Source organism: Streptomyces capillispiralis (assembly GCF_007829875.1).
Taxonomy (GTDB): domain Bacteria; phylum Actinomycetota; class Actinomycetes; order Streptomycetales; family Streptomycetaceae; genus Streptomyces; species Streptomyces capillispiralis.
Genome location: NZ_VIWV01000001.1, coordinates 7,164,612 through 7,182,685, shown reverse-complemented (window position 1 = coordinate 7,182,685; position 18,074 = coordinate 7,164,612). Strand labels below are relative to the sequence as shown.

The 18,074-nt window shown below is 64.1% G+C and carries 15 protein-coding genes and 3 pseudogenes; 14 read left to right on the top strand and 4 right to left on the bottom strand.

The features are described 5' to 3' along the window. Positions 1–27 precede the first annotated feature (27 nt). Genes FHX78_RS31565 through FHX78_RS31550 form a run of 5 tightly spaced genes read left to right on the top strand, consistent with a single transcriptional unit; the run spans position 28 to position 5,038 of the window. On the top strand, positions 28–687 hold the full coding sequence (locus FHX78_RS31565) for an SPDY domain-containing protein (protein ID WP_229924133.1): 660 nt from the start codon (positions 28–30) through the stop codon (positions 685–687). 34 nt (positions 688–721) lie between these two features. Next, complete coding sequence (locus tag FHX78_RS31560) at positions 722–2,515, top strand: type IV secretory system conjugative DNA transfer family protein (RefSeq protein WP_145870790.1); 1,794 nt, start codon at positions 722–724, stop codon at positions 2,513–2,515. Continuing rightward, entirely contained in the window at positions 2,512–2,649 is a 138-nt protein-coding gene (locus tag FHX78_RS37690) for a hypothetical protein (RefSeq protein ID WP_229924132.1), read from the top strand. The genes FHX78_RS31560 and FHX78_RS37690 overlap by 4 nt, the downstream gene beginning before the upstream one ends. Continuing rightward, positions 2,646–3,917: a DNA cytosine methyltransferase gene (locus tag FHX78_RS31555; protein ID WP_145870789.1), complete on the top strand. Its 1,272-nt coding sequence runs from the start codon at positions 2,646–2,648 to the stop codon at positions 3,915–3,917. The genes FHX78_RS37690 and FHX78_RS31555 overlap by 4 nt, the downstream gene beginning before the upstream one ends. After that, the gene (locus tag FHX78_RS31550) at positions 3,917–5,038 is read left to right on the top strand and encodes a DnaB-like helicase N-terminal domain-containing protein (RefSeq protein ID WP_145870788.1); all 1,122 of its coding nucleotides are present in this window, start codon (positions 3,917–3,919) and stop codon (positions 5,036–5,038) included. The genes FHX78_RS31555 and FHX78_RS31550 overlap by 1 nt, the downstream gene beginning before the upstream one ends. Before the next feature lie 339 nt (positions 5,039–5,377). Here FHX78_RS31550 and FHX78_RS31545 read toward each other — a convergent pair whose 3' ends face one another. The 3 genes from FHX78_RS31545 to FHX78_RS38260 form a co-directional block, all read right to left on the bottom strand. Next, positions 5,378–6,103, bottom strand: coding sequence for a hypothetical protein (locus FHX78_RS31545; RefSeq protein ID WP_145870787.1), 726 nt, complete (start codon positions 6,101–6,103; stop codon positions 5,378–5,380). A 162-nt stretch (positions 6,104–6,265) separates the two neighbouring features. Next, complete coding sequence (locus tag FHX78_RS38265) at positions 6,266–6,829, bottom strand: GNAT family N-acetyltransferase (protein WP_373313112.1); 564 nt, start codon at positions 6,827–6,829, stop codon at positions 6,266–6,268. A 12-nt stretch (positions 6,830–6,841) separates the two neighbouring features. Next, positions 6,842–7,684: a formylglycine-generating enzyme family protein gene (locus FHX78_RS38260; protein ID WP_145870786.1), complete on the bottom strand. Its 843-nt coding sequence runs from the start codon at positions 7,682–7,684 to the stop codon at positions 6,842–6,844. A gap of 374 nt (positions 7,685–8,058) precedes the next feature. Here FHX78_RS38260 and grrM point away from each other — a divergent pair, with 374 nt between their 5' ends. From grrM to FHX78_RS38245, 7 genes and pseudogenes are all read left to right on the top strand, one after another. After that, positions 8,059–9,231 (top strand): cyclophane-forming radical SAM/SPASM peptide maturase GrrM/OscB, encoded by a 1,173-nt coding sequence (gene grrM, locus FHX78_RS31535; RefSeq protein ID WP_145870785.1) that lies wholly within the window; start codon positions 8,059–8,061, stop codon positions 9,229–9,231. Then, entirely contained in the window at positions 9,221–10,051 is an 831-nt protein-coding gene (locus FHX78_RS31530) for an SAM-dependent methyltransferase (RefSeq protein ID WP_145870784.1), read from the top strand. The genes grrM and FHX78_RS31530 overlap by 11 nt, the downstream gene beginning before the upstream one ends. Positions 10,052–10,066: 15 nt before the next feature. Continuing rightward, complete coding sequence (locus FHX78_RS38255) at positions 10,067–10,726, top strand: 7-cyano-7-deazaguanine synthase (RefSeq protein WP_145870783.1); 660 nt, start codon at positions 10,067–10,069, stop codon at positions 10,724–10,726. A 52-nt stretch (positions 10,727–10,778) separates the two neighbouring features. Further along, positions 10,779–11,096 carry a trypco2 family protein gene (locus tag FHX78_RS31520; protein ID WP_145870782.1) on the top strand — a complete coding sequence of 106 codons (318 nt, stop codon included), beginning with the start codon at positions 10,779–10,781 and terminating at the stop codon, positions 11,094–11,096. Between the two features lie 20 nt (positions 11,097–11,116). Next, positions 11,117–11,611: pseudogene (locus FHX78_RS38250) on the top strand (S1 family peptidase); the annotation flags it as partial. A gap of 489 nt (positions 11,612–12,100) precedes the next feature. After that, positions 12,101–13,735: a tetratricopeptide repeat protein gene (locus FHX78_RS37685; RefSeq protein WP_229924131.1), complete on the top strand. Its 1,635-nt coding sequence runs from the start codon at positions 12,101–12,103 to the stop codon at positions 13,733–13,735. A 169-nt stretch (positions 13,736–13,904) separates the two neighbouring features. After that, positions 13,905–14,068: pseudogene (locus FHX78_RS38245) on the top strand (helix-turn-helix domain-containing protein); the annotation flags it as partial. Between the two features lie 96 nt (positions 14,069–14,164). Here the strand turns inward: FHX78_RS38245 and FHX78_RS31505 are convergent. Further along, positions 14,165–15,206: pseudogene (locus FHX78_RS31505) on the bottom strand (IS110 family RNA-guided transposase). Between the two features lie 488 nt (positions 15,207–15,694). Between FHX78_RS31505 and FHX78_RS31500 the strand changes: the two are divergent. Further along, positions 15,695–17,242, top strand: coding sequence for a hypothetical protein (locus FHX78_RS31500; RefSeq protein WP_145870779.1), 1,548 nt, complete (start codon positions 15,695–15,697; stop codon positions 17,240–17,242). Continuing rightward, a complete protein-coding gene (locus FHX78_RS31495) occupies positions 17,239–18,063 on the top strand; it encodes a hypothetical protein (protein ID WP_145870778.1) in 825 nt (274 codons plus the stop codon). Before FHX78_RS31500 ends, FHX78_RS31495 begins: the two co-directional genes overlap by 4 nt. The last annotated feature ends 11 nt before the right edge of the window (positions 18,064–18,074 follow it).

Sequence of the window (18,074 nt, the reverse complement as noted above, 5' to 3'; positions counted from 1 at the left end):
GGCTGGAGCCACGGTAACGACCCCCTGATGCCCCGCGTCCTGCTCTCCAGCCCGGACCAGAAGGCCCTCCTGCGCCTGGAACCCGACCCCCACGGACAGTGGTGGACCCTCAACCATGCTGCGGAGGCGGACCGGCCCGCCTGGTACGCGAGTTTCGGCGCCCGCACCCCGGTCGAACTCATCGCCGCCTTCACCGACGCCCTCACCAACCCTGCCCCCGCCCTCGCCGCGAGCACACCCTCGGATCCGTACGAACCGCTCCGGCAGAGCGCGTGGCAGCCCCCCACTATCGGAGCTGACGGCCTCGTGTCGCCCGACGGAACGGCCTACGTGCAGCGCCTGGGAACCGCGCAGGAGCCGGGAGCCTGGTTCGTCACCGCCTCCCTCGGCCCGGAGCGAAAGCCGGTGTGGCAGGCCCGCTTCGGCGAACGCACCCCTGCACGACTGGTCGCCGCGTTCACCACCGCGCTCACCGATCCACACCCCGCAGCGCGTACCGACAGCTTGCGCAGTCTTCCGATCCTCGATCCGGACGTCGTCACCCGCCGCACGACGGACGTCCTCGCCGTGCACGTCGCCGCCGCCCTGGAAGAACGCGTCCACGCCCTCACGGCGCGCCGCACCGTCCCGCCGACGACTCCAGGCCCGCCGCGCCAGCCGCCGGCCCGGAACAGCCGCAGCCGCTGAATGCCCCGCCCCCGCCCGGAAGGCACGTGACTCTTTGCCCCCCACCTCCTCCAACAGTTCCACCGACGGGTACGACATCGTCCTGCGCCTCCTGATCGGCGTCGCAGCCGTCGTCGTCCCCCTGTCCCACCTCGCCTGGCTGTCCGGCAACATCACCGCCTACCTCACCGGAGGCGGCTGGGCGCCGTACCAGCCGACCACCGCCCTGCTCCACCCCCAGCGCCTCTGGCCCCACGCGGGAGAAACATCCCTGCTCATCGGGGCACGCGTCCTGCCCGTTCTCCTCCTCCTGACGCTCGGGACAACAGCGGGCATCCTGTGGGCCCGGCACAAGAACCGCAGCCGCGGCCGGAAAAAGAAGATCACCGGCATGGCCCAGGCACGGGACATCCAACCGCTGATGGCCAAGGCGATCACCGACAAGGCCCGCTCCCTGCGCCCGAGCCTGAAGGGCGCCAAGCACATCGAGGCCCGCGACACCGGCATCCTCCTCGGCAACCTCCAGGGCACCAAGCACGAGATCCGCATGGGCTACGAGGACGTGGCCGTCGCCATCATGGCGCCGCGCTCGGGAAAGACCACCTCGCTGGCGATCCCGTCCATCCTCAACGCGCCCGGACCGGTCCTGCTGACCTCGAACAAGGCGGCCAGCGACGCCTACACCGCCACCCTCGACGCCCGTGGTGCGGTGGGACGGGTTTGGTCGATGGACCCACAGCAGATCGCGCACGCCGCCCGCGAGATGTGGTGGAACCCCCTCGCCGACGCCAAGACTCTCGACGGCGCCAGCCGCCTGGCCGGCCACTTCCTCGCCGCTTCCGTGGACGCTTCCCAGCAGGGCGACTTCTGGTCCAAGGCCGGATCCAACATCCTCAGCCAGCTCTTCCTCGCCGCCGCGCTCGATGACCGGCCGATCACCGACGTGATGCAGTGGCTGGCCTTCCCGGCCGACCGCACCCCGCTCGACATCCTGCGCGACCACGACTTCACCGCGGTCGCCGCCCAGCTCAAGGGCACCGTGGAGGGACCGCCGGAGACCCGTGACGGCATCTACGAGACCGCCCGCCAGTACGCCGCCGCCCTCCTCAACAGCGAGATAGCCGCCTGGGTCACCCCGCAGAAGGACGTCGCCGAGTTCCGGCCCGCCGAGTTCGTCACCTCCACCGACACCCTCTACCTCCTGTCCAAGGACGGCGGCGGAGGCGCGTCGGCGCTGATCGCGGCGTGCGCGGACTCCGTGATGCGGGCCGCGACCGCCCAGGCCGAACGGGCCGGCGGTCGGCTCGACCCGCCGATGCTGGCGATCCTGGACGAGGCCGCCAACGTCTGCAAGATCAGCGATCTGCCGGACCTGTACTCCCACCTCGGCTCACGCGGGATCATCCCGATCACGATCCTGCAGTCCTACCGCCAGGGCCAGAAGGTCTGGGGAGACGCGGGCATGGACGCCATGTGGTCAGCCGCGACCGTCAAGGTCATCGGATCCGGTATCGACGACCCGGACTTCGCGGACAAGCTGTCCCGGCTGATCGGCGACCACGACGTCGAGACCACCTCCACCTCAACGTCCGAGTCCGGGAAGTCGACGTCCGTGTCGATGCGGCAGGAGCGGATCCTGCCCGCCGATGCGATCCGCGCCCTGCCCAAGGGCACCGCCCTGGTCTTCGCCACCGGCATGCGCGCCGCGATGCTCGACCTGCGCCCCTGGTACGCCGAGCCCGGAGCCGGCGAACTGGCTGCCGCCTCTGCCCGTGCCTCCACGGCGATCACCGCCCGTGCCATCACGAAACACGCACCCAGCCAAGCCGACTTTGGATCGGCAGCATGAGCAGGACACGCCTGGACGAAGCCGACGAAGTGCAGACGGGCGGCAAGGACAGATGTTGGCCCGAGCATGGCCTCGTCGCTTGCCGCGGGGATGCGGGTGCATCGAAGCGGCACAAGTTGGGGCTGGTCACGTGATACTCGACCTCTTCGCGGGGCCGGGCGGCTGGAGCCGAGCACTGGCTGTCCTCGGAGTGCGCGACGTCGGCCTGGAGTGGGACGAGTGGGCCTGCAAAACTCGTGCCGCCGCCAGTCAGTTGACGATCCGGGCCGACGTGGCGATGTATCCGACGGGGCCCTTCATCGGCCGCACTAGTGGGCTGATCGCTTCCCCTCCGTGCCAGGCGTGGAGTATGGCTGGCAAGCGCCTCGGTCTGGTGGACCAGCCGCTAGTGCACGCGGCGGTCGAGGACTTGGCCGCCGGGCGGGACACCCGCGAACGCCTCCTCACCGCGTGCCGTGACGAGCGGTCGCTGCTGGCGGCTGAGCCGATGCGCTACCTCCAGGCCCTGAACACGGTCGGCGAGCCTGAGTGGGTGGCTATGGAGGAGGTGCCGGACGTCCTGCCTCTGTGGAAACAGTACGCGGCCGTCCTGCGCGGGTGGGGTTTCTCGGTCTGGTGCGGGATCCTCAACGCCGCCGACTTCGGAGTTCCGCAGACGAGAAGGCGGGCGATGCTGCTCGCCTCCCGTGTCCGTACGGCACAGCCTCCCACGCCGACGCACTCCCAGGTCGAGGAGCCGGAATCCCTGTTCGGTCCGGGCCGTGCCCGTTGGGTCAGCATGGCCGAGGCCCTGGGATGGGGCGCGACCGACCGGCCCGTCCCGACCGTCTGCGCTGGCGGTGGGCCCGGCGGCGGACCAGAACCGTTCCCTTCCGGCTCGCGAAAGACGCTGTCCGACGCCCGGGAGCGCGGCACCTGGGTGCCCCAGCCGGACGGAGTGGTCCTGCAGTCCTGCTGCGAAGGAGCCGGCTGGGCTGCCAGACACGGCACCCGTGAAAACCGCGGCGCCACCGCCCCTGCGCCAACCTTCACCGCCGAAGCACACCGATGGTCATGGTCCCTACGTAGCAACAACCAGGCCAACGCCACCGTCCGCCCGCTGTACGAGCCGGCAGGCACGCTGTTCTTCGGACACCGAGCGAACGAGTGCACCTGGGTTGCCGAACCGGTGTCGGCTCTGGCCAACGGCACGGACGCGCCGGCGGTGCCGGAGCCGATCCGGATCACTGCCCGGGAGGCCGGCCTCCTGCAGACCTTTCCCGCCGACTACCCCTGGCAGGGCAACAAGGGCCAGCAGTTCTCCCAGATCGGCAACGCCGTCCCCCCGCAGATGGCCGCGCACCTGCTCGCTCCACTCCTCGACAAGCCCTTCAACCCCGACGACTTCACCCTGGCAGCCTGATGCTCTACACCACCCCCGATCCCGACGAGGAAGACGACCGCGTCCCGGCGCCGAAGCCGGTCCACTACGCCGAACAGGCCCTGCTCGGCGCCCTCCTCCTCCAACCGGCACGTCTGGCCGACACCGGCACCTTGGCCGCCGACCACTTCGACAACCACGCCCACGCCAACCTGTTCACCGCGATCCGCACCCTTCCACCGCCCGACCCCGACGACCACGCCAAGGACACCGCCTGGCTCAACCAAGTCCTGGAGCGCGCCCGCCCCCACGCCCCCGGCCTGAACGCCTCCCACCTCCACGCCCTCATCCAGTTCTGCCCACAGCCCAAGCACGCCGCGGCCTACACCCGGATGATCCGCGCCGACCACGCCCGCCGAACCCTGCGCCTGCACGCCGAACGCCTCGCCCATACCGCCACCGACCCAGCCGGGCCCGACCCGGCGGCCGCCACCCTCATGCAGGCCGACGCCCTCGGCCTTGTCCTGGACGACCTCGCCGGTCAGTTCACCCCACACCCCGGCTCCCTCCCCCGCACCACACACAGCGGGGATGTCCCACGGCAGGCTGGCGAGGAGGAACTGGACGAAGAACGTCTCCTCCTGGCCACCGCCACCGCCTATCCGGCGAATGTGCAGCAGATGCGGTGGCTGGCCGCGGAGGACTTCATCCTTCCGCTGCACGCCGCGCTCTGGCAGTCCGTCACGGCGCTGGTCCACCGCGGCGACATGGTCGACCCGATCACCGTCCTCGGCGAGGCCCAGCACCGCGGACTCCTCACCGACTCCCTCACCCCCCGCGACCTGATGGCCCTGGTCTCCACGCCCGCCGGCTCCCCCGAGTACTGGGGCGAGAAGATCCTCCAGCGCGCCCTCCTCGCCCGCGCCCACACGGTCGCCGACCGGATCACCGCCTACACCGACGACCCCGCCAACACCCCCCACCAGCTCATCACCGGCAGCCGCCGCGCCCTGGCCGACCTCAACGCCTTGCGTACCCGCTGGAACCGCGCCACCTCACCCACCCCCGCGCCCACCACAAGTGCACCCGCACGATCCGCGCCGCTTCCCCGGGCCGGCCCACCACACCGGCCAGCCCTGTCCGCCGCGCGCACCCACCGATGACCTCACCCTCCGGGCCCAGCCAACCCGCGGCAGGGGCCCCGGACTCGAATCGAGCCACCCTATGCACCAGAGCCCCCTCAAGGCCCATGTCCGCCTCGACACCCACCCCGCCCACCCCAGCGCCGTGGCCGCCCTCCCTCACAGGCACCCACCACCGAACCGCCCAAGCCATGCTCACCTCGCGCGGCTTCGAGCAGTTCGACGAACACACCATGGTCCTGGCCCGGATCGACCACGAAGAGTCTCAATGACTGGGTCAAGCGCCTGCGTGGCTCGGGCTCTCTGAGGTGGGGTCTGCCTGCAGCCGCCTTGATCGCCCGAGCAGAACACTCACTGTAATCAGCGAGTTTCTCCCACCGCTTGGCCGGGCCGCTGCATTGGAATTCCGAAGCGGCCGACGACGGTGAAGTAGATATCCCACTCATAACCCGCTTGGGTACTGCCATCGTGGATGAGGTTGTCCGTAGGTGCTATGTACGCCTCGCCGGGTGAAATACGCAGCCGCACAACGGGATAGGCCGGCATACGCTCCGCAAAGCGAACAAGCAGGTCTCCGGTTAGCCGCGCAACGGATAGATCCGTGGCGTCATTACCAAGCTGCCATATTCTAGAGAGGGGAAGATTAATGTAGGTGAAATATCGATCCCCATTTCCAAGGTTCATCGCGATACGATTTGGGGAACCATCGCGAGCTTTCATCTGTGCCCCAAACCAGTTGTCGCAATGAAGCCCAACGAGACGGCCAGTCTTGTTGTCCACTGTGACGTTGGGCAGCCCCGGAGGATTAACGCGGATACCCATTTGCCATATCTGCGATGAACCGGATTCAGCATGTTCAGTGGCGCACTCAATCGCTCGCTGCAGCGGCTGACCGCTTACATATCTATTCACCTCATCCCAGTCGGACAGCATCTCAGCCATACTTCGGGCAGCATCGAACTCATCGTAGAGATCAGACGAAAGAGATAGAACCGCAACGCAGCAGCCGGGCGCCGCGGAAACTCCGTTCACGATGGTGTCAAGCTCGGAGGCCGACGGAAGAACCCATGGCTCTCTGGCAACCACAGCGTTGTCCTCGTACAGCAAAGCATGCCGTGGGTGGCATGACAGGGTTGAAGCATATGGCGGCGCGGCAAGTCCAGAACTTATCCAGACCCGAGGCTTTTCTGAACGGGGGCTTGTTGTTGCATCGACGAAACTGATTCCACGTTCGAGTACCACGCGTCATCACCACCCCACACTCGGATCTGAGAGTCCCAAGCGATGGGCATATATGTCGAGCGAAGGGGCTGGACCCTCAGCGTCCGGATGGTGCTGAGCGATCTTCCTCCACCCCCACCTCTCATAGATGGAGATGGAAACGCCAGCCTGCGGCTGCACTGCCAAGGTTGCCCACTTCTCGGACCGATCACTGAGAATTGAATCATGCAGGCTTCTGCCTACTCCAAGGAACCGAAAGTCCTGTCGGACTGCGAAATCAGTAACATGGAAAGCTGGCCCTGCGAAACGACGGACGACCCTATCCGGAAGGAATCCCCGCTGCTGCTGGGAGGGAACAGGAGCTCCGTACACGAAACCGATCAAAGTCGACCCTGTCACAGCCAAAGCCAGCGTGAAACCCTCGGTCAACATGAGCCTCGACAGGCGATTCCGTTGGTGGCATCCCTCGTCATCGCACCACACGAACGGAGGCGCCGAAAACACCTCGACGTACAAGTCCGTGATCTCGTCACGCCATCGAGAAGCGAGGTCAGCCGAGCCAAGTCGGACGATCACTGCCGACCGGACCATCACAGAAACCCGCTAGTCAGCTGGAAAGACAAGGCGGAAGCCTCCTCCCAGATACATGCCCGAATACCCGAATCCACGACATGCCGCCCGGGAGTTGTAGGGTGCGCAGTACCATGCCCCCCCTCTCATCACTCGGTCGCAGATCCTATACAGGTTTTCCCTACCATCTGATGCATCATAAGGGTAGGGCAGCGGCATAGAGCTGCACCATTCCCAAACGTTGCCAACCATGTCATGCGCGCCATAGGGACTCACCCCAGCGGGGTAGAGGCCGATTTCAGCAGCTTTTCCCAGCCCGCCGTCCGGCGTATTCACCAGTTGAGGATCCCAGGTATCACCCCATGGATAGATCCGGGCGTCTGTACCCCGGGCAGCTTTCTCCCATTCAGCTTCTGTCGGTAGGCGGCAAGGACGCTCCAGCCGTTCACTCAACCAAACAGAATAAGTGACGGCATGGAACCAAGAGACAGACGTAACCGGGAGAGCAGGTTTAGCCAACTGATCGTCCCACGTCACCCCACGGAATGTGTATGGCCTGGGAACGGCGCCATCGGACACGGCGACCGCATACTCCGCCACCGTGACGGGAAACACACCAAACTCAATGTCTACTGTATTTGCAATATGAGCTGGACACTCATCAGTGTAAGCGGCTCGGTCTCTTTGCGGATCACTGCCCATGCTAAATGATCCGTGAGGAACATGCACGGTCGGCGGGGTTACGGCCCCGCAAGATGCTTGGACACTAAAGCCGAGCTCTTGCAGGTAGACTGGCAATCCATGTAGGGAAAAGAGGCCGAATTGACCACTCGCCTGACGCTTGCTGGCGGAGGTGCGTGGATTGATCTTCGACATTTGAGCCTCGCTCCCTTGATTGGCGCCGCCGGGAGGCCCCGAATCTCGGAGCTCACCGGTGCCTGCGTGGCTCAGGTTGCGGCGACTCAGACCCCATCTACCATAACTAGTGAGCGACCTTCGTCAAATTCTACGGAGGCAGTGATGGACTCTGAGCGGCATGCCTTCCACCAGGAGATTGGACCCCACCTGGACCAACTGGGTGATGCGGTTCTAGACCTCGCCGACGAGACTGCCGAGGACAACCTGCCCGAAAGCCCAGAACTTCAGTGGGGGCAGTGGGCAAACTGGGCCTCATGGACCAAGATCGCATGATGCGTTACTTCCGGGCATCTAACGCCGTATGCCTCGTGGGATAAATCGCCAAACGCGAAATGGCGCCAATCATGACAGCTGGGCATCCATCTGTGCAGACGCAGCTTGCGGTCGTACAGGCGACACCATTCTGCAATATTCGCTGCCGATACTGCTATCTGCCTGACCGTGGATCAACCGAAGTTATTTCCATGGCTACGCTCGAGCGCATTGCCGACCAATTGTCTAAATCTCGTCATGTGCGGGATACTTTGACAGTTGTCTGGCATGCGGGAGAGCCCTTGCGACTCCCAATCCAGTTCTACCGCGAGGCTTTCGATCTGTTCCGGAACCGGGACTGGGGCGGTGTCGACTTGTCCTTCTCGATGCAGACCAACGCCATGATGATCAATCAACAGTGGTGCGACCTATTTAGCGAATATAAGGTAAACGTAGGTGTGAGTCTGGATGGGCCGGCGGAGTTGCACGACCAAAATCGAGTCGACCGAGCGGGACGCGGCACGTTCGATAGGGTGATGCGGGGAGTCCGCCTACTGCAGGATTCCGGCCTGAATCCATCGGTTATCGCGGTCGTCACCAAAGGCTCACTTACACACGGCCGGGAGTTCTGGCAGTTCTTCGCTGATGCCGGCATTAGCGTTGTGGGTCTGAATCCGGAAGAAGCCGAGGGAGCACATGAGTGCTCCAGTATCCACGACGACGACTCAGAGCACGGATTTCGGGCCTTCGTCGATGAGATCCTGACTCTGGGCATCGGTCAGCGCGGGTATCCCCGCTTGCGGGAGTACGACAACTTTCGTCAGCTCGCGAGTTCGTTCCGCACGAATGAAGTGCGCTGCCACGACAACGTTCCTATGGCGATCTTGAGCTTCGACCATCGGGGCAATATCTCTACATTCTCACCTGAACTCTTGACGGCAAGGCATGAGCCATTCGGAGATTTTCTCTTCGGTAACGTTCACGACGACGAAATAGATACCATAGTCGAGAGCCCAAAGTTCACCGCGGTCAATAAGGCCGTCCAAAGTGGTGTGGCCAAGTGTCAATCTGAGTGCGGTTACTTTGACTTTTGTGGTGGTGGTTCTCCGTCGAACAAGATTGCGGAGGCCGGCACGTTCGACGTGGCGGAAACTCGATCATGCAGGCTCAGAATAAAAGTTATGGTAAGCGCATTCGTCGATTCCGCTCGCCCACGGAAAGAGTCTCGAGGAGGTCGGAGTCATGACAACTAGCGCAGATGGTGGACGATGTCCGGCAGATGTATTCATCGTTGGCGCCGGGGTACAGGTGCCGGCTCATCTCACATCTGCGGCGATCGACGCCCTGGACCAGTGCCAGGAGATCTATTCGATCCTACCGCAGTCCACGAGCCGCTTGATGCCGAGCAGATGGGCATCAAAAACGAGAGATCTGCAGGAGATATACCAACGGGGTGGGCGTCGGCTGGATGTCTATAGGAAAGAGATCGACCTCATATGGCAAGCTGCTCGCAGCAATCCCCCCGTGGCTTACCTCACAGTGGGAAATCCGGTGGTTTTCGACAGTGTCACTGCAGGGCTGATCGAGCGGGCTAAATGCGGCGACATGCGCGTCCGCGTGGTTGCTGGCGTATCCTCCGTAGATGCCATCATGGCTGATCTCGGGATCGATTACGCACCCGGGATCCAGATTTTTGATGCGTCTTCCCTTGTGGCTCACAATATTCAGCCACGAAATGACATTGACTGTTTGGTGATGCAGCCCAACGTTTTTGGCACAGCATTTGTGACGATGGGGCGGAAGCCGCGTGCGGCAGCGTTGTGGCCCCTGCGCGATCATCTTCTTAAGTGTTACCCAAGTGATCATACGGTGACCTGTATCACGTGTTCTGTGAGATCAGGTAATCCGGCTCATGTCGAGTCCTTTCCGCTGAGTTGTCTAGGCGGGACCGAAATGTCACCCCAGACCCTAGGCGCGTCTCTTTTCATCCCTGCAGCAGTTCCGCTCAAGCCAGATGAAGACTTCTCGGACCGCTTTCGAGATCAAAGCGAGTTTGAGAGGAATTATCGGTAATACTTAGAGGTGTATATGAGGTCAGGACAGGGCCATACGATCAGCGATGGGCGGTTCGGCGTTGCTGTATTCCTCTCAGGGGGTGTCGACTCCACCGTTCTCCTGGGAAAGATGTGCGCCGAGGAGTCGAGCGAACTGATCGCCGTTCACTTCGCGGGTTTCTCCTCACCGGAAGAGGCAGCAGCCGCTCGAGCCATCGCGCATCAGGCGCGAGTCGCATATTGGAGCATCGATATGTCATCGTTGCTGCTGTCCTGGAGATCCGCACGAGTCACCCAGGAAGGGAGCGGTGAGCGGGCTGTTTTCGGCGCAGCCACAATGTACTCGGCTGCTTTGGCTTTCGCAATGGCACACAAAATCAACTCGGTGGCGTTCGGGCTCCACCGAGAGGATGCGCAAGAATATATTGAGCAAAGTCCATCATTCCTCAACTATATACGGCAAGGAATCAAGCTCGTCGGAAGTGAGGTGCGAATTCTGGTTCCATTCCAGGATATGAGTAAATGCGACATCGTCCGGATAGGAAACGCTCTGAGTGTGGATATGTCTCGGTCCTGGAGTTGTCTGCGTCCATCAGTAAGTATGCAATGCGGTACTTGCGAGGCATGTCTCTCAAGGAGAAATGCATTCAGGCAGGCCGCAGTGGTCGATGCCACGCAGTACGAGAGGCAATAACCCGTTGAAATAGGAACTGAGGTTCGCGTCGCTTTGGTCTAGGGAGGTTGCTGTGGCAGCTGAGATGTGGGTCGGCCTGGCGGACGCGGTGCGCGGGGTAAGGGCAGAACTCGATGCGGCGCAGAAGGAAGGTGCTGGGAGGGAAGTCGGGTTTGAGGTGGGACAAATTGAGCTCGAGTTCGCTGTTGATGTCCGCAAGGAAGCTGCTGGCGAGGCCGGCGCACGGGTGTATGTGTTGTCGCTGGGGGTGCGGGGGTCAGTCGCAGCGACAGCCACAAACAGGATGAAGCTCGTGCTCACTCCCAAGGACCAGCAGGACAGGAGCCTGCGTGTAGTGGGCCCAGTAGAACAACAAATCCCCCCTGAATGACGTGCTTTCGGTAGGTTCCAATGGGGTTGGACACAGGTGCGGTGGCAGAGGTCTGGGTTCGAGGTTCGGAGCCCGGATGGGCCGTAGGCTCTGGTTGCCTAGTAGGGGAGAGACTCCTTCTAACGGCGGCACACGTGGTCACGCCTAGCAGCACGGTACAAGTGCGCTTGCTGGACGAGGGCGTCCTACGTGACGCACGTGTGGTCTGGCTTGGCGAGTTGGACGCGGCGCTGGTGGAAATCACCGACCCATCCTTCGACCCCGGTTGGCGGGCTCCCGCCCGCTTCGGCCGGCTGGTTAGCTCTGTCCCGTCTGTGCCGTGCGAGGCAGTCGGGTTCCCCGAGGCTATGCGATTCCTCGAAGATCCTGAGCTGCTGCGGCGAGACAGTGAACATCTGGCTGGTCACATAAATACAGTTGCACGCTCAAAGCAGAACCTACTGGAGATACTTGTGGACAGCGGGCCCGATGACCAGATAGGGCAGATATCCCCGTGGGCAGGAATGTCGGGTGCCGCCGTGTGGAGCGGGGACTTGCTGGTGGGTTCGGTTGGCTGGGCGCCCCGGGGTTTCGGGCAGAGCCGGCTCACTGCCGTACCGATCGAGGCGCTCGCCGTCGAAGAAGGCTTCAGGCGGGCGGTGACGTCGGCTACCGGCCGGAAAGTCCTTTGCGAGCCAGTGGAACTGCAGGACCTTGTCGCCCCATGGTTTCCTGCTCAGGGCCCTCAATCTCCAGCTGCACTGCTGAGAGCTGAGCATGAGGTCGTCCCATTCCGCGGCCGTGAGCGGGCTCTGCAAGCCCTATTGAGCTGGTGTAAAGATCCCGAGACGTGTTCTTCGCTACTCCTGACGGGGCCGGGCGGGCAGGGTAAGACCCGTCTCGCCCGACGTCTGTGCGAGTTGCTAGCAGAAGAGGATTGGGTGGTCGGTCAGATAGCGGAACCCACGGACGTGTCGACGCAACATTTGTTGACCCTGACGCGATGCACGGCACCCGTGCTACTGGTGCTCGACTACGTTGAGACCCGACCCGAGCAGGCACAACAGATCGTCGACTATCTCGTCAGTCATCCTCCGCGCTGCCCCGTGCGGTTGCTGCTCCTAGCCCGCGCGTCCGGAGAGTGGTTCACTGCTCTGCGTTCCGCATCAACGGCCATGTCTACCACCGTACGCCCAGAACCACTGCGCGTTGAAGCTTTCACCATTACAGCAACGGAACGCGAGGCCGCCTGGCAAGAAGCCCTCACCGCCCTTGGTAATGGGCTTCAGCTATTGGACGAGGTATACACAACCGTGGACCTCAGTGCTCGATGCACGGGAGCCCGACCACCGGCCTTCGCAGATTCGGGTTCTATCCAAGCTTTGACATTGCATGTCGCGGCGCTCGCGAAGCTCCTAAGTGAACAACCTGAAGCGGATCTTCCACCGCAACGAGTGTTGCTCGCTCATGAACGCCGATATTGGCAGCGCGTCGCCAACCGTCGTGACCTCGATATGGATCAGATCCGCCCGTTGGCGATGGCCGCCGCCCAGCTGTCCGGACCTGCCCCACGCGCCAACGCACTACATATCCTCGCCCAGGTTCCCGGGTTGCGGGGTGAGATGGCCGAGCAGGATCGACGCGCCCTCGCGGAATGGATCCGCGACCTGTATCCGCCCCCCGCCACCGGGGATGCTTATTGGGGAAGCTTGCAACCTGACCCCCTGGCCGAGCAATATCTCATCGACAGCATTACCAGCGAGCCTGAGCTCGCAGTCCATGTGTTGCCCGCGTGCAACCCAGAGCAGCTCCGGCATGCGCTCACCCTTCTCAGCCGAGCTGCGGCGCGACCCGGTGGAAAGGCTCTCATGGAGGCTCTCAGCCTGTTCGTGCATGCCCCGCACAGCAAACCTGAAGACCTGCAACGGTTGTACGCGGTGATGCCCGACCAGCCTCAGGCTTTTGCAGAGCTCGCCGCAGAGTTGGCCACTCGCCTCGTAACCCTACGCCGTACGGGCAAAGATAGGGCGGATTTGGCTGGGTGGCTCACAAACCAAGCGAGCCGCCTCGGTTCGCTCGGGCGCCCTGTGGATGCTCTCAAGGCCGCCACCGAAGCCGTTGACACTTACCGGCAACTAGCCAAGGACCACCCTGATGTCTATCTCGCTAGTCTTGCCGGGTCCCTACACAACCAGTCGACCTACCTATCCTCACTGGGGCGACTGGAGGAATCCGTCAAGGCCGCCACCGAAGCGGTCGCAATCCGCCGCAGCCTGGCGGAAGAGCACCCCAACGCTTATCGCCCAGACCTTGCCAGCTCACTAACCAGCCAATCCAACCAGCTAGCATCTTTGGGACGCCACCGGCCATCCCTAGAGGCGACCATAGAAGCCGTCGGAATTTATCGGCACCTGGCCGAAGAGTATCCCGATGCCTATCTGCCTGGCCTCGCTGGCTCACTCCATAACCAGTCTCTCAGCCACTACTCACTGGGAGAACTGGAGGAGGCACTAGGGTCGATCACAGAAGCGATCAAGATCCGTCGTTTCCTAACTGCCGCCGGAAAAGAGGAATTTGAGCCCCTGCTAGCGGAGTCCGTGCAGGTGCAGGCTCTCCTACTCAATGAGCGTGACAGCCGCCAGGGCGAAGGAAGCCATTGAACCCTCCACCTTGCGGCGGTCGACGAACCGGTCAGACTGGCCTGCGGAATGCACCAGTTGACCGCTTAACTTGACCCCATTTTCTGCACCATCCTGACAGTTACTCAGGTTGAATTCGCGGAGTCCGTCGTGCCGTGACGGTTCTTGATCGCTGCGGCACGACGTCATCATGCGGTACGCGCATGGGGAGGGCTGACGCCCAGGGAGCAGGAGAAGCACGAGCGGGTGCGTCTTGAGGCGGCCGAGCGGTTCGCTCGCGGCGAGAAGAGCGAGGCTGTCGCGAGGGATCTTCGGGTGACGTCGCGGTCTGTGCGGCGCTGGCGGCGGGAATGGCACAGCTCCCCACGCGAGGAGGGCATCAGGCTAGCCTCGTTCCTGCTACCAGTGGTAGGGACACGGAGTGCCAGACAGCGCCATCCTCGAAGATCCTTATCGCGTGATCGGCGCGACAGGGGTGAACGTTCGGTTGTCGCGCAGGAGAGCCCATAGGACACTGGCGCGCCGGCGGGCGAGCGCAATGACGGCCTGGACTGCTTGCAGCCCTCGCCGTGCTTCTTGAGGTAGAAGTCCCTGTTGGGGCCCTCGCGGATGATGCTGGTCTGGGCGGACAGGTAGAACACTCTGCGTAGGCGCCGGCTATAGCGCTTGGGGCGGTGCAGGTTGCCGATGCGGCGGCCCGAGTCCCTTGGCACGGGCACCAGCCCCGCTGCTGAGGCCAGGTGGCCAGCGTCCGCGTAAGCCGACAGGTCACCGGCGGCCACGACGGACTCGGCACCGAGAATTGGGCCCATACCTGGCAACGATTCGATGATCTCGGCCTGAGGGTGGGTGCGGAATCTTTCCCGGGTCTGGCGGTCGACGCCCTTGAGTCGGTCATCCAGGCTAAGGATCTGCGCAGCCAAATCGGCGACGATCTGGGCGGCAACATCCTCACCGGGCAGCAAGATTTGCTGAGCCTGAGAAGCCTCTAGCGCGGTAGCGGCGACCGCATGGGCGGCGCGGACACCGCGCTTGGCAAGCCACGCGCCGTGAGTCTCGCGCCAGGTCGGTTGCCAACTGGGCAGGCACATCGATGGTTGCGAAGTCCTGGCGATGGCGGGCAGTTTCGGCGATGACGTAGGCGTCGCGTGCATCTGTCTTGGCTTCGCCACGGTAGGCGCCAGCCATGCGGTTGACCGTGCGACCAGGTACATAGACAGCCTGCTGACTGTGACTAGCGAGCAGTGCTATGAGCAGAACGGAAGCCGTTCCGGAGATGTCCACCGACCAGCGGACCTCATCTGCCAGGTCCAGGATCTCGCCGAGGGCCACGAGGATGGCAGTCTCATCGTAGTCGATCTTCTTCGACCATAGGGTCGTACCGGTTTCGTCGACCACTGCTGCCCCAGTGATGGCCCTTGCATGCGTCGATCCCACACCAGGCTTGGCTGAGTCGGTTGCTCACTCGCCCTCTCCTCACTCCGCACGGCATGTCGTGAGCCCGAGGAACACCCCCGCTGTCCGCACCGTAAACAGGGGCCGCACAAGGCGCGCACATCTCAATCAGCAGTCAGGGCGCCCTAGAGAGTCGGACGGCCACTCCTCGCTAGCCACTACTGGCAGGCCCTACTCAGCCACATCCGACTCTCCTGGACTGACCAACACCTTACGGAGCCCTACTGGGCCGACCCGGCCACCCAAGCCCTCGACGCCGAAGGGATCACCACCGAGATCACCCCCAGCCTGTCCCGCATGCCGATCCCAGATCGCATCCACCGCGTGCGTACCCCCGGAGGCCGCCAGGCGATCAACCGGTCCGGGCGGGGAAGATCCGTGAAGATGCATGGCTCCTTTCGCACGGGAGGTGCGCGCCTCTCTCCCCTCTCACTGTCGGCCGTTCTGGTTCGGTCCCAGCGCAAATGTCAGTGCCGCGTTTTAGCGTGAACTCCAAGTGGAAAAAGGGCGATTGGAGCCTTCGGGGTGATCTTTGAGGAGCCACGGGCGGTCTACGAGAGCATTACCTCACGCATGAAGGCGCTGGCGGTGGTCCGCCCGCTGCTGGCGCTCGACAGCAGCAAGGCCAAGGCCGAGCGGGGGTGGGAGGGCTACCGCCTGGCTGAGCTGGCGCTGGCTGCGATCGATGTCGTCACGCTGCGCACGGACATGCGCACGGCGGTCCGCCAGGAGACGGTGGTGGACCATGTGTCCGAGTTCGCCGCGCTGCAGCTGCCGGGACGCCCGGCTGAGGAGTACCGGGCCGTCGGGCGCTGGGTGACCGAACGGCTGATCAACACCGAGGAGCGCGACCGGGCGTTCCGTCACGCGATCGGCAGCGTGATGGACGAGGGGTTCCAGACCCGTATGACGTCGTTCCAGATCCTCAAGGAGGTGCCTGACCATGTGGGGCAGGCGGCGCTGATTGCCACGGATGCGGCGATCACCGTGCTGGTGCATGCCATCGACGTGGACATCGCTTCCGAACAGATCGCTGCCGAGGCCAAGTTGGAGGCGCTGCTCAAGCGTGCCCGTATCGGCGAGGCGTGGCAGATCGCGCACACGGCCCGTCTGCAGAGCATCCGTTACGCCAAGGACATCCATGGGCGCATCGAGGCGATGAAGCGGAACGTGCGGGCGGTGGACTGGGATACTGAGGTCAAGGAGACCGTCGACGATGCCCTGGAGCACGTCCGCAGCCGCTCCGCGACTGAGCAGCAGCTCAAGGAGCGAGTCGACCAGCTGCTGGAGGTCACTGACGACGCGCAAAAGCGTCGGCAGTTGGAGGGGCTGGGGGCTCTGATCGTCGAATGCATGCAACGGCATTCGGTGCTTATCGACATGCTGTTGAAGGTCGGCCCGGAGTACCGGCGCCAACAGGACCGCCAGGTGTTCGTGGCCCCGACGCTGCACGCCCGGGTGCACATGCACGAGCAGCTCCTGCAGCCGGTGATGGAATTTTCCCTGGATGCCTGCCTGGAGCCCTTGGAGGCGTTCACCAGGGCCGTCCTGGGCCCGCAGCAGCCCCGCGTGATGTATCTGCCGGACTATTTCGAGGCCCTGGCCCGCGTCAGCGAATCAGCCGCGGGGGACCTGGTACCGGTTGCACAGGACGACGACCCAGGCGACAGCGAGCACACGGCCCTGTTCAGCGACGCGCAGCACGAGGCGGTGGACGCCCTGCTGGACACGGCCACCGACCAGGGAGTGCGGCTGTCCGCGCTGCTGGGCTCCGCCCGCCTGCCCGGCCCCGGCATGGGTCCTGAATCCGGCACGGACGCACTCCTGGCGATGCGCGTGCAGCAGCTCTTCCGGCGGGTGCCGGTACGTCAACTGGCCGTCGGTGAGCCTGCCGTCGTGGCTCTCGACGACGGCACCGAGCTGCTGGACGAACGCTTCGGCGGCAGCGACTTCCTGCTGATCCGCACCCAATCGCGGCCCTCGGTCCCACCCGGACCATCCGATGCCCCCACCGACGACAACCGGCTGTCGTCGGTGACACCCATCCCCGACCGTGACCAGGAGAGCGCGTGAGCCAGCACGAGGACATTGCGGACGCCGCCCGGATGGTCGCCCTGGCCCTGGCCCGTGGCAAGGCACCGGCCCGCTCCGGGGAGTACGCGCGGCTGGTCCGGCGCTTCGAGACCGAACCGGACTTCGCCCAGATCGTACGGAAGATCGCCCAGGGCTTCGACCTGACGGTGCTGGAGGTCCACCGCATGCCGGGCCTGGTTCTGGGGACCACCCCGGAGACCGACTTCGCCGTCTCGGTGGCCGACCTGGTCCCTCAGACCGCCGACCGGCCGCTGTATCTGCTGGCCCAGCTCGCCATCGCCGCCCTGGCCTTCCCCCGGCCCGAGGACCTCGACGACGACGAGTACGTCACCCGAGTCTCGGTCAAGCAGGTGGACGAGGAGGTCCGCTCCCTGGCCCGGGCCATCGAGCACCGGCTTGCGCAAACCGACGCCGACACCGATCCCCCGGCGGACCAGCCCGGCCTGGAGGGACTATGGCGGGCCTATCTGCGGCGCAACGCCACCGGCACCACTCGGGCGGACAAGACTCCCAGGACGGTGACCTACTCCCTGGTGCGCCGGGCCCTGACCCACCTGGCCGAGCACGGCTTCGTGCGCAAGGTGAGCGACGAGGACGCCGGCACCTACGCCACCAGCGTCAAGTACCGGCTGCAGATCCGCGACCAGGCCGCCGGCGACATGCTGCGGGAACTGGCGGCCCTGGGCGTGGCCGCCCTGCCCTCCCGCGACCAGGCAACCACCTCCGAGTCGGCGGCAGACAGCGCTCTGAGTGCCGATGACACCCTGCCGGGTTCGCCGCTGCCCACTGACCTGCCGTAAGGACGCCTGCC

Coding starts and splice junctions, on each gene's coding strand:
- grrM (WP_145870785.1), top strand. CDS start 8,059: ATGGCGCCAATCATGACAGCTGGGCATCCATCTGTGCAGACGCAGCTT.
- FHX78_RS31530 (WP_145870784.1), top strand. CDS start 9,221: ATGACAACTAGCGCAGATGGTGGACGATGTCCGGCAGATGTATTCATC.
- FHX78_RS37690 (WP_229924132.1), top strand. CDS start 2,512: ATGAGCAGGACACGCCTGGACGAAGCCGACGAAGTGCAGACGGGCGGC.
- FHX78_RS31550 (WP_145870788.1), top strand. CDS start 3,917: ATGCTCTACACCACCCCCGATCCCGACGAGGAAGACGACCGCGTCCCG.
- FHX78_RS38260 (WP_145870786.1), bottom strand. CDS start 7,684: ATGTCGAAGATCAATCCACGCACCTCCGCCAGCAAGCGTCAGGCGAGT.
- FHX78_RS38255 (WP_145870783.1), top strand. CDS start 10,067: ATGAGGTCAGGACAGGGCCATACGATCAGCGATGGGCGGTTCGGCGTT.
- FHX78_RS31565 (WP_229924133.1), top strand. CDS start 28: ATGCCCCGCGTCCTGCTCTCCAGCCCGGACCAGAAGGCCCTCCTGCGC.
- FHX78_RS38265 (WP_373313112.1), bottom strand. CDS start 6,829: ATGGTCCGGTCGGCAGTGATCGTCCGACTTGGCTCGGCTGACCTCGCT.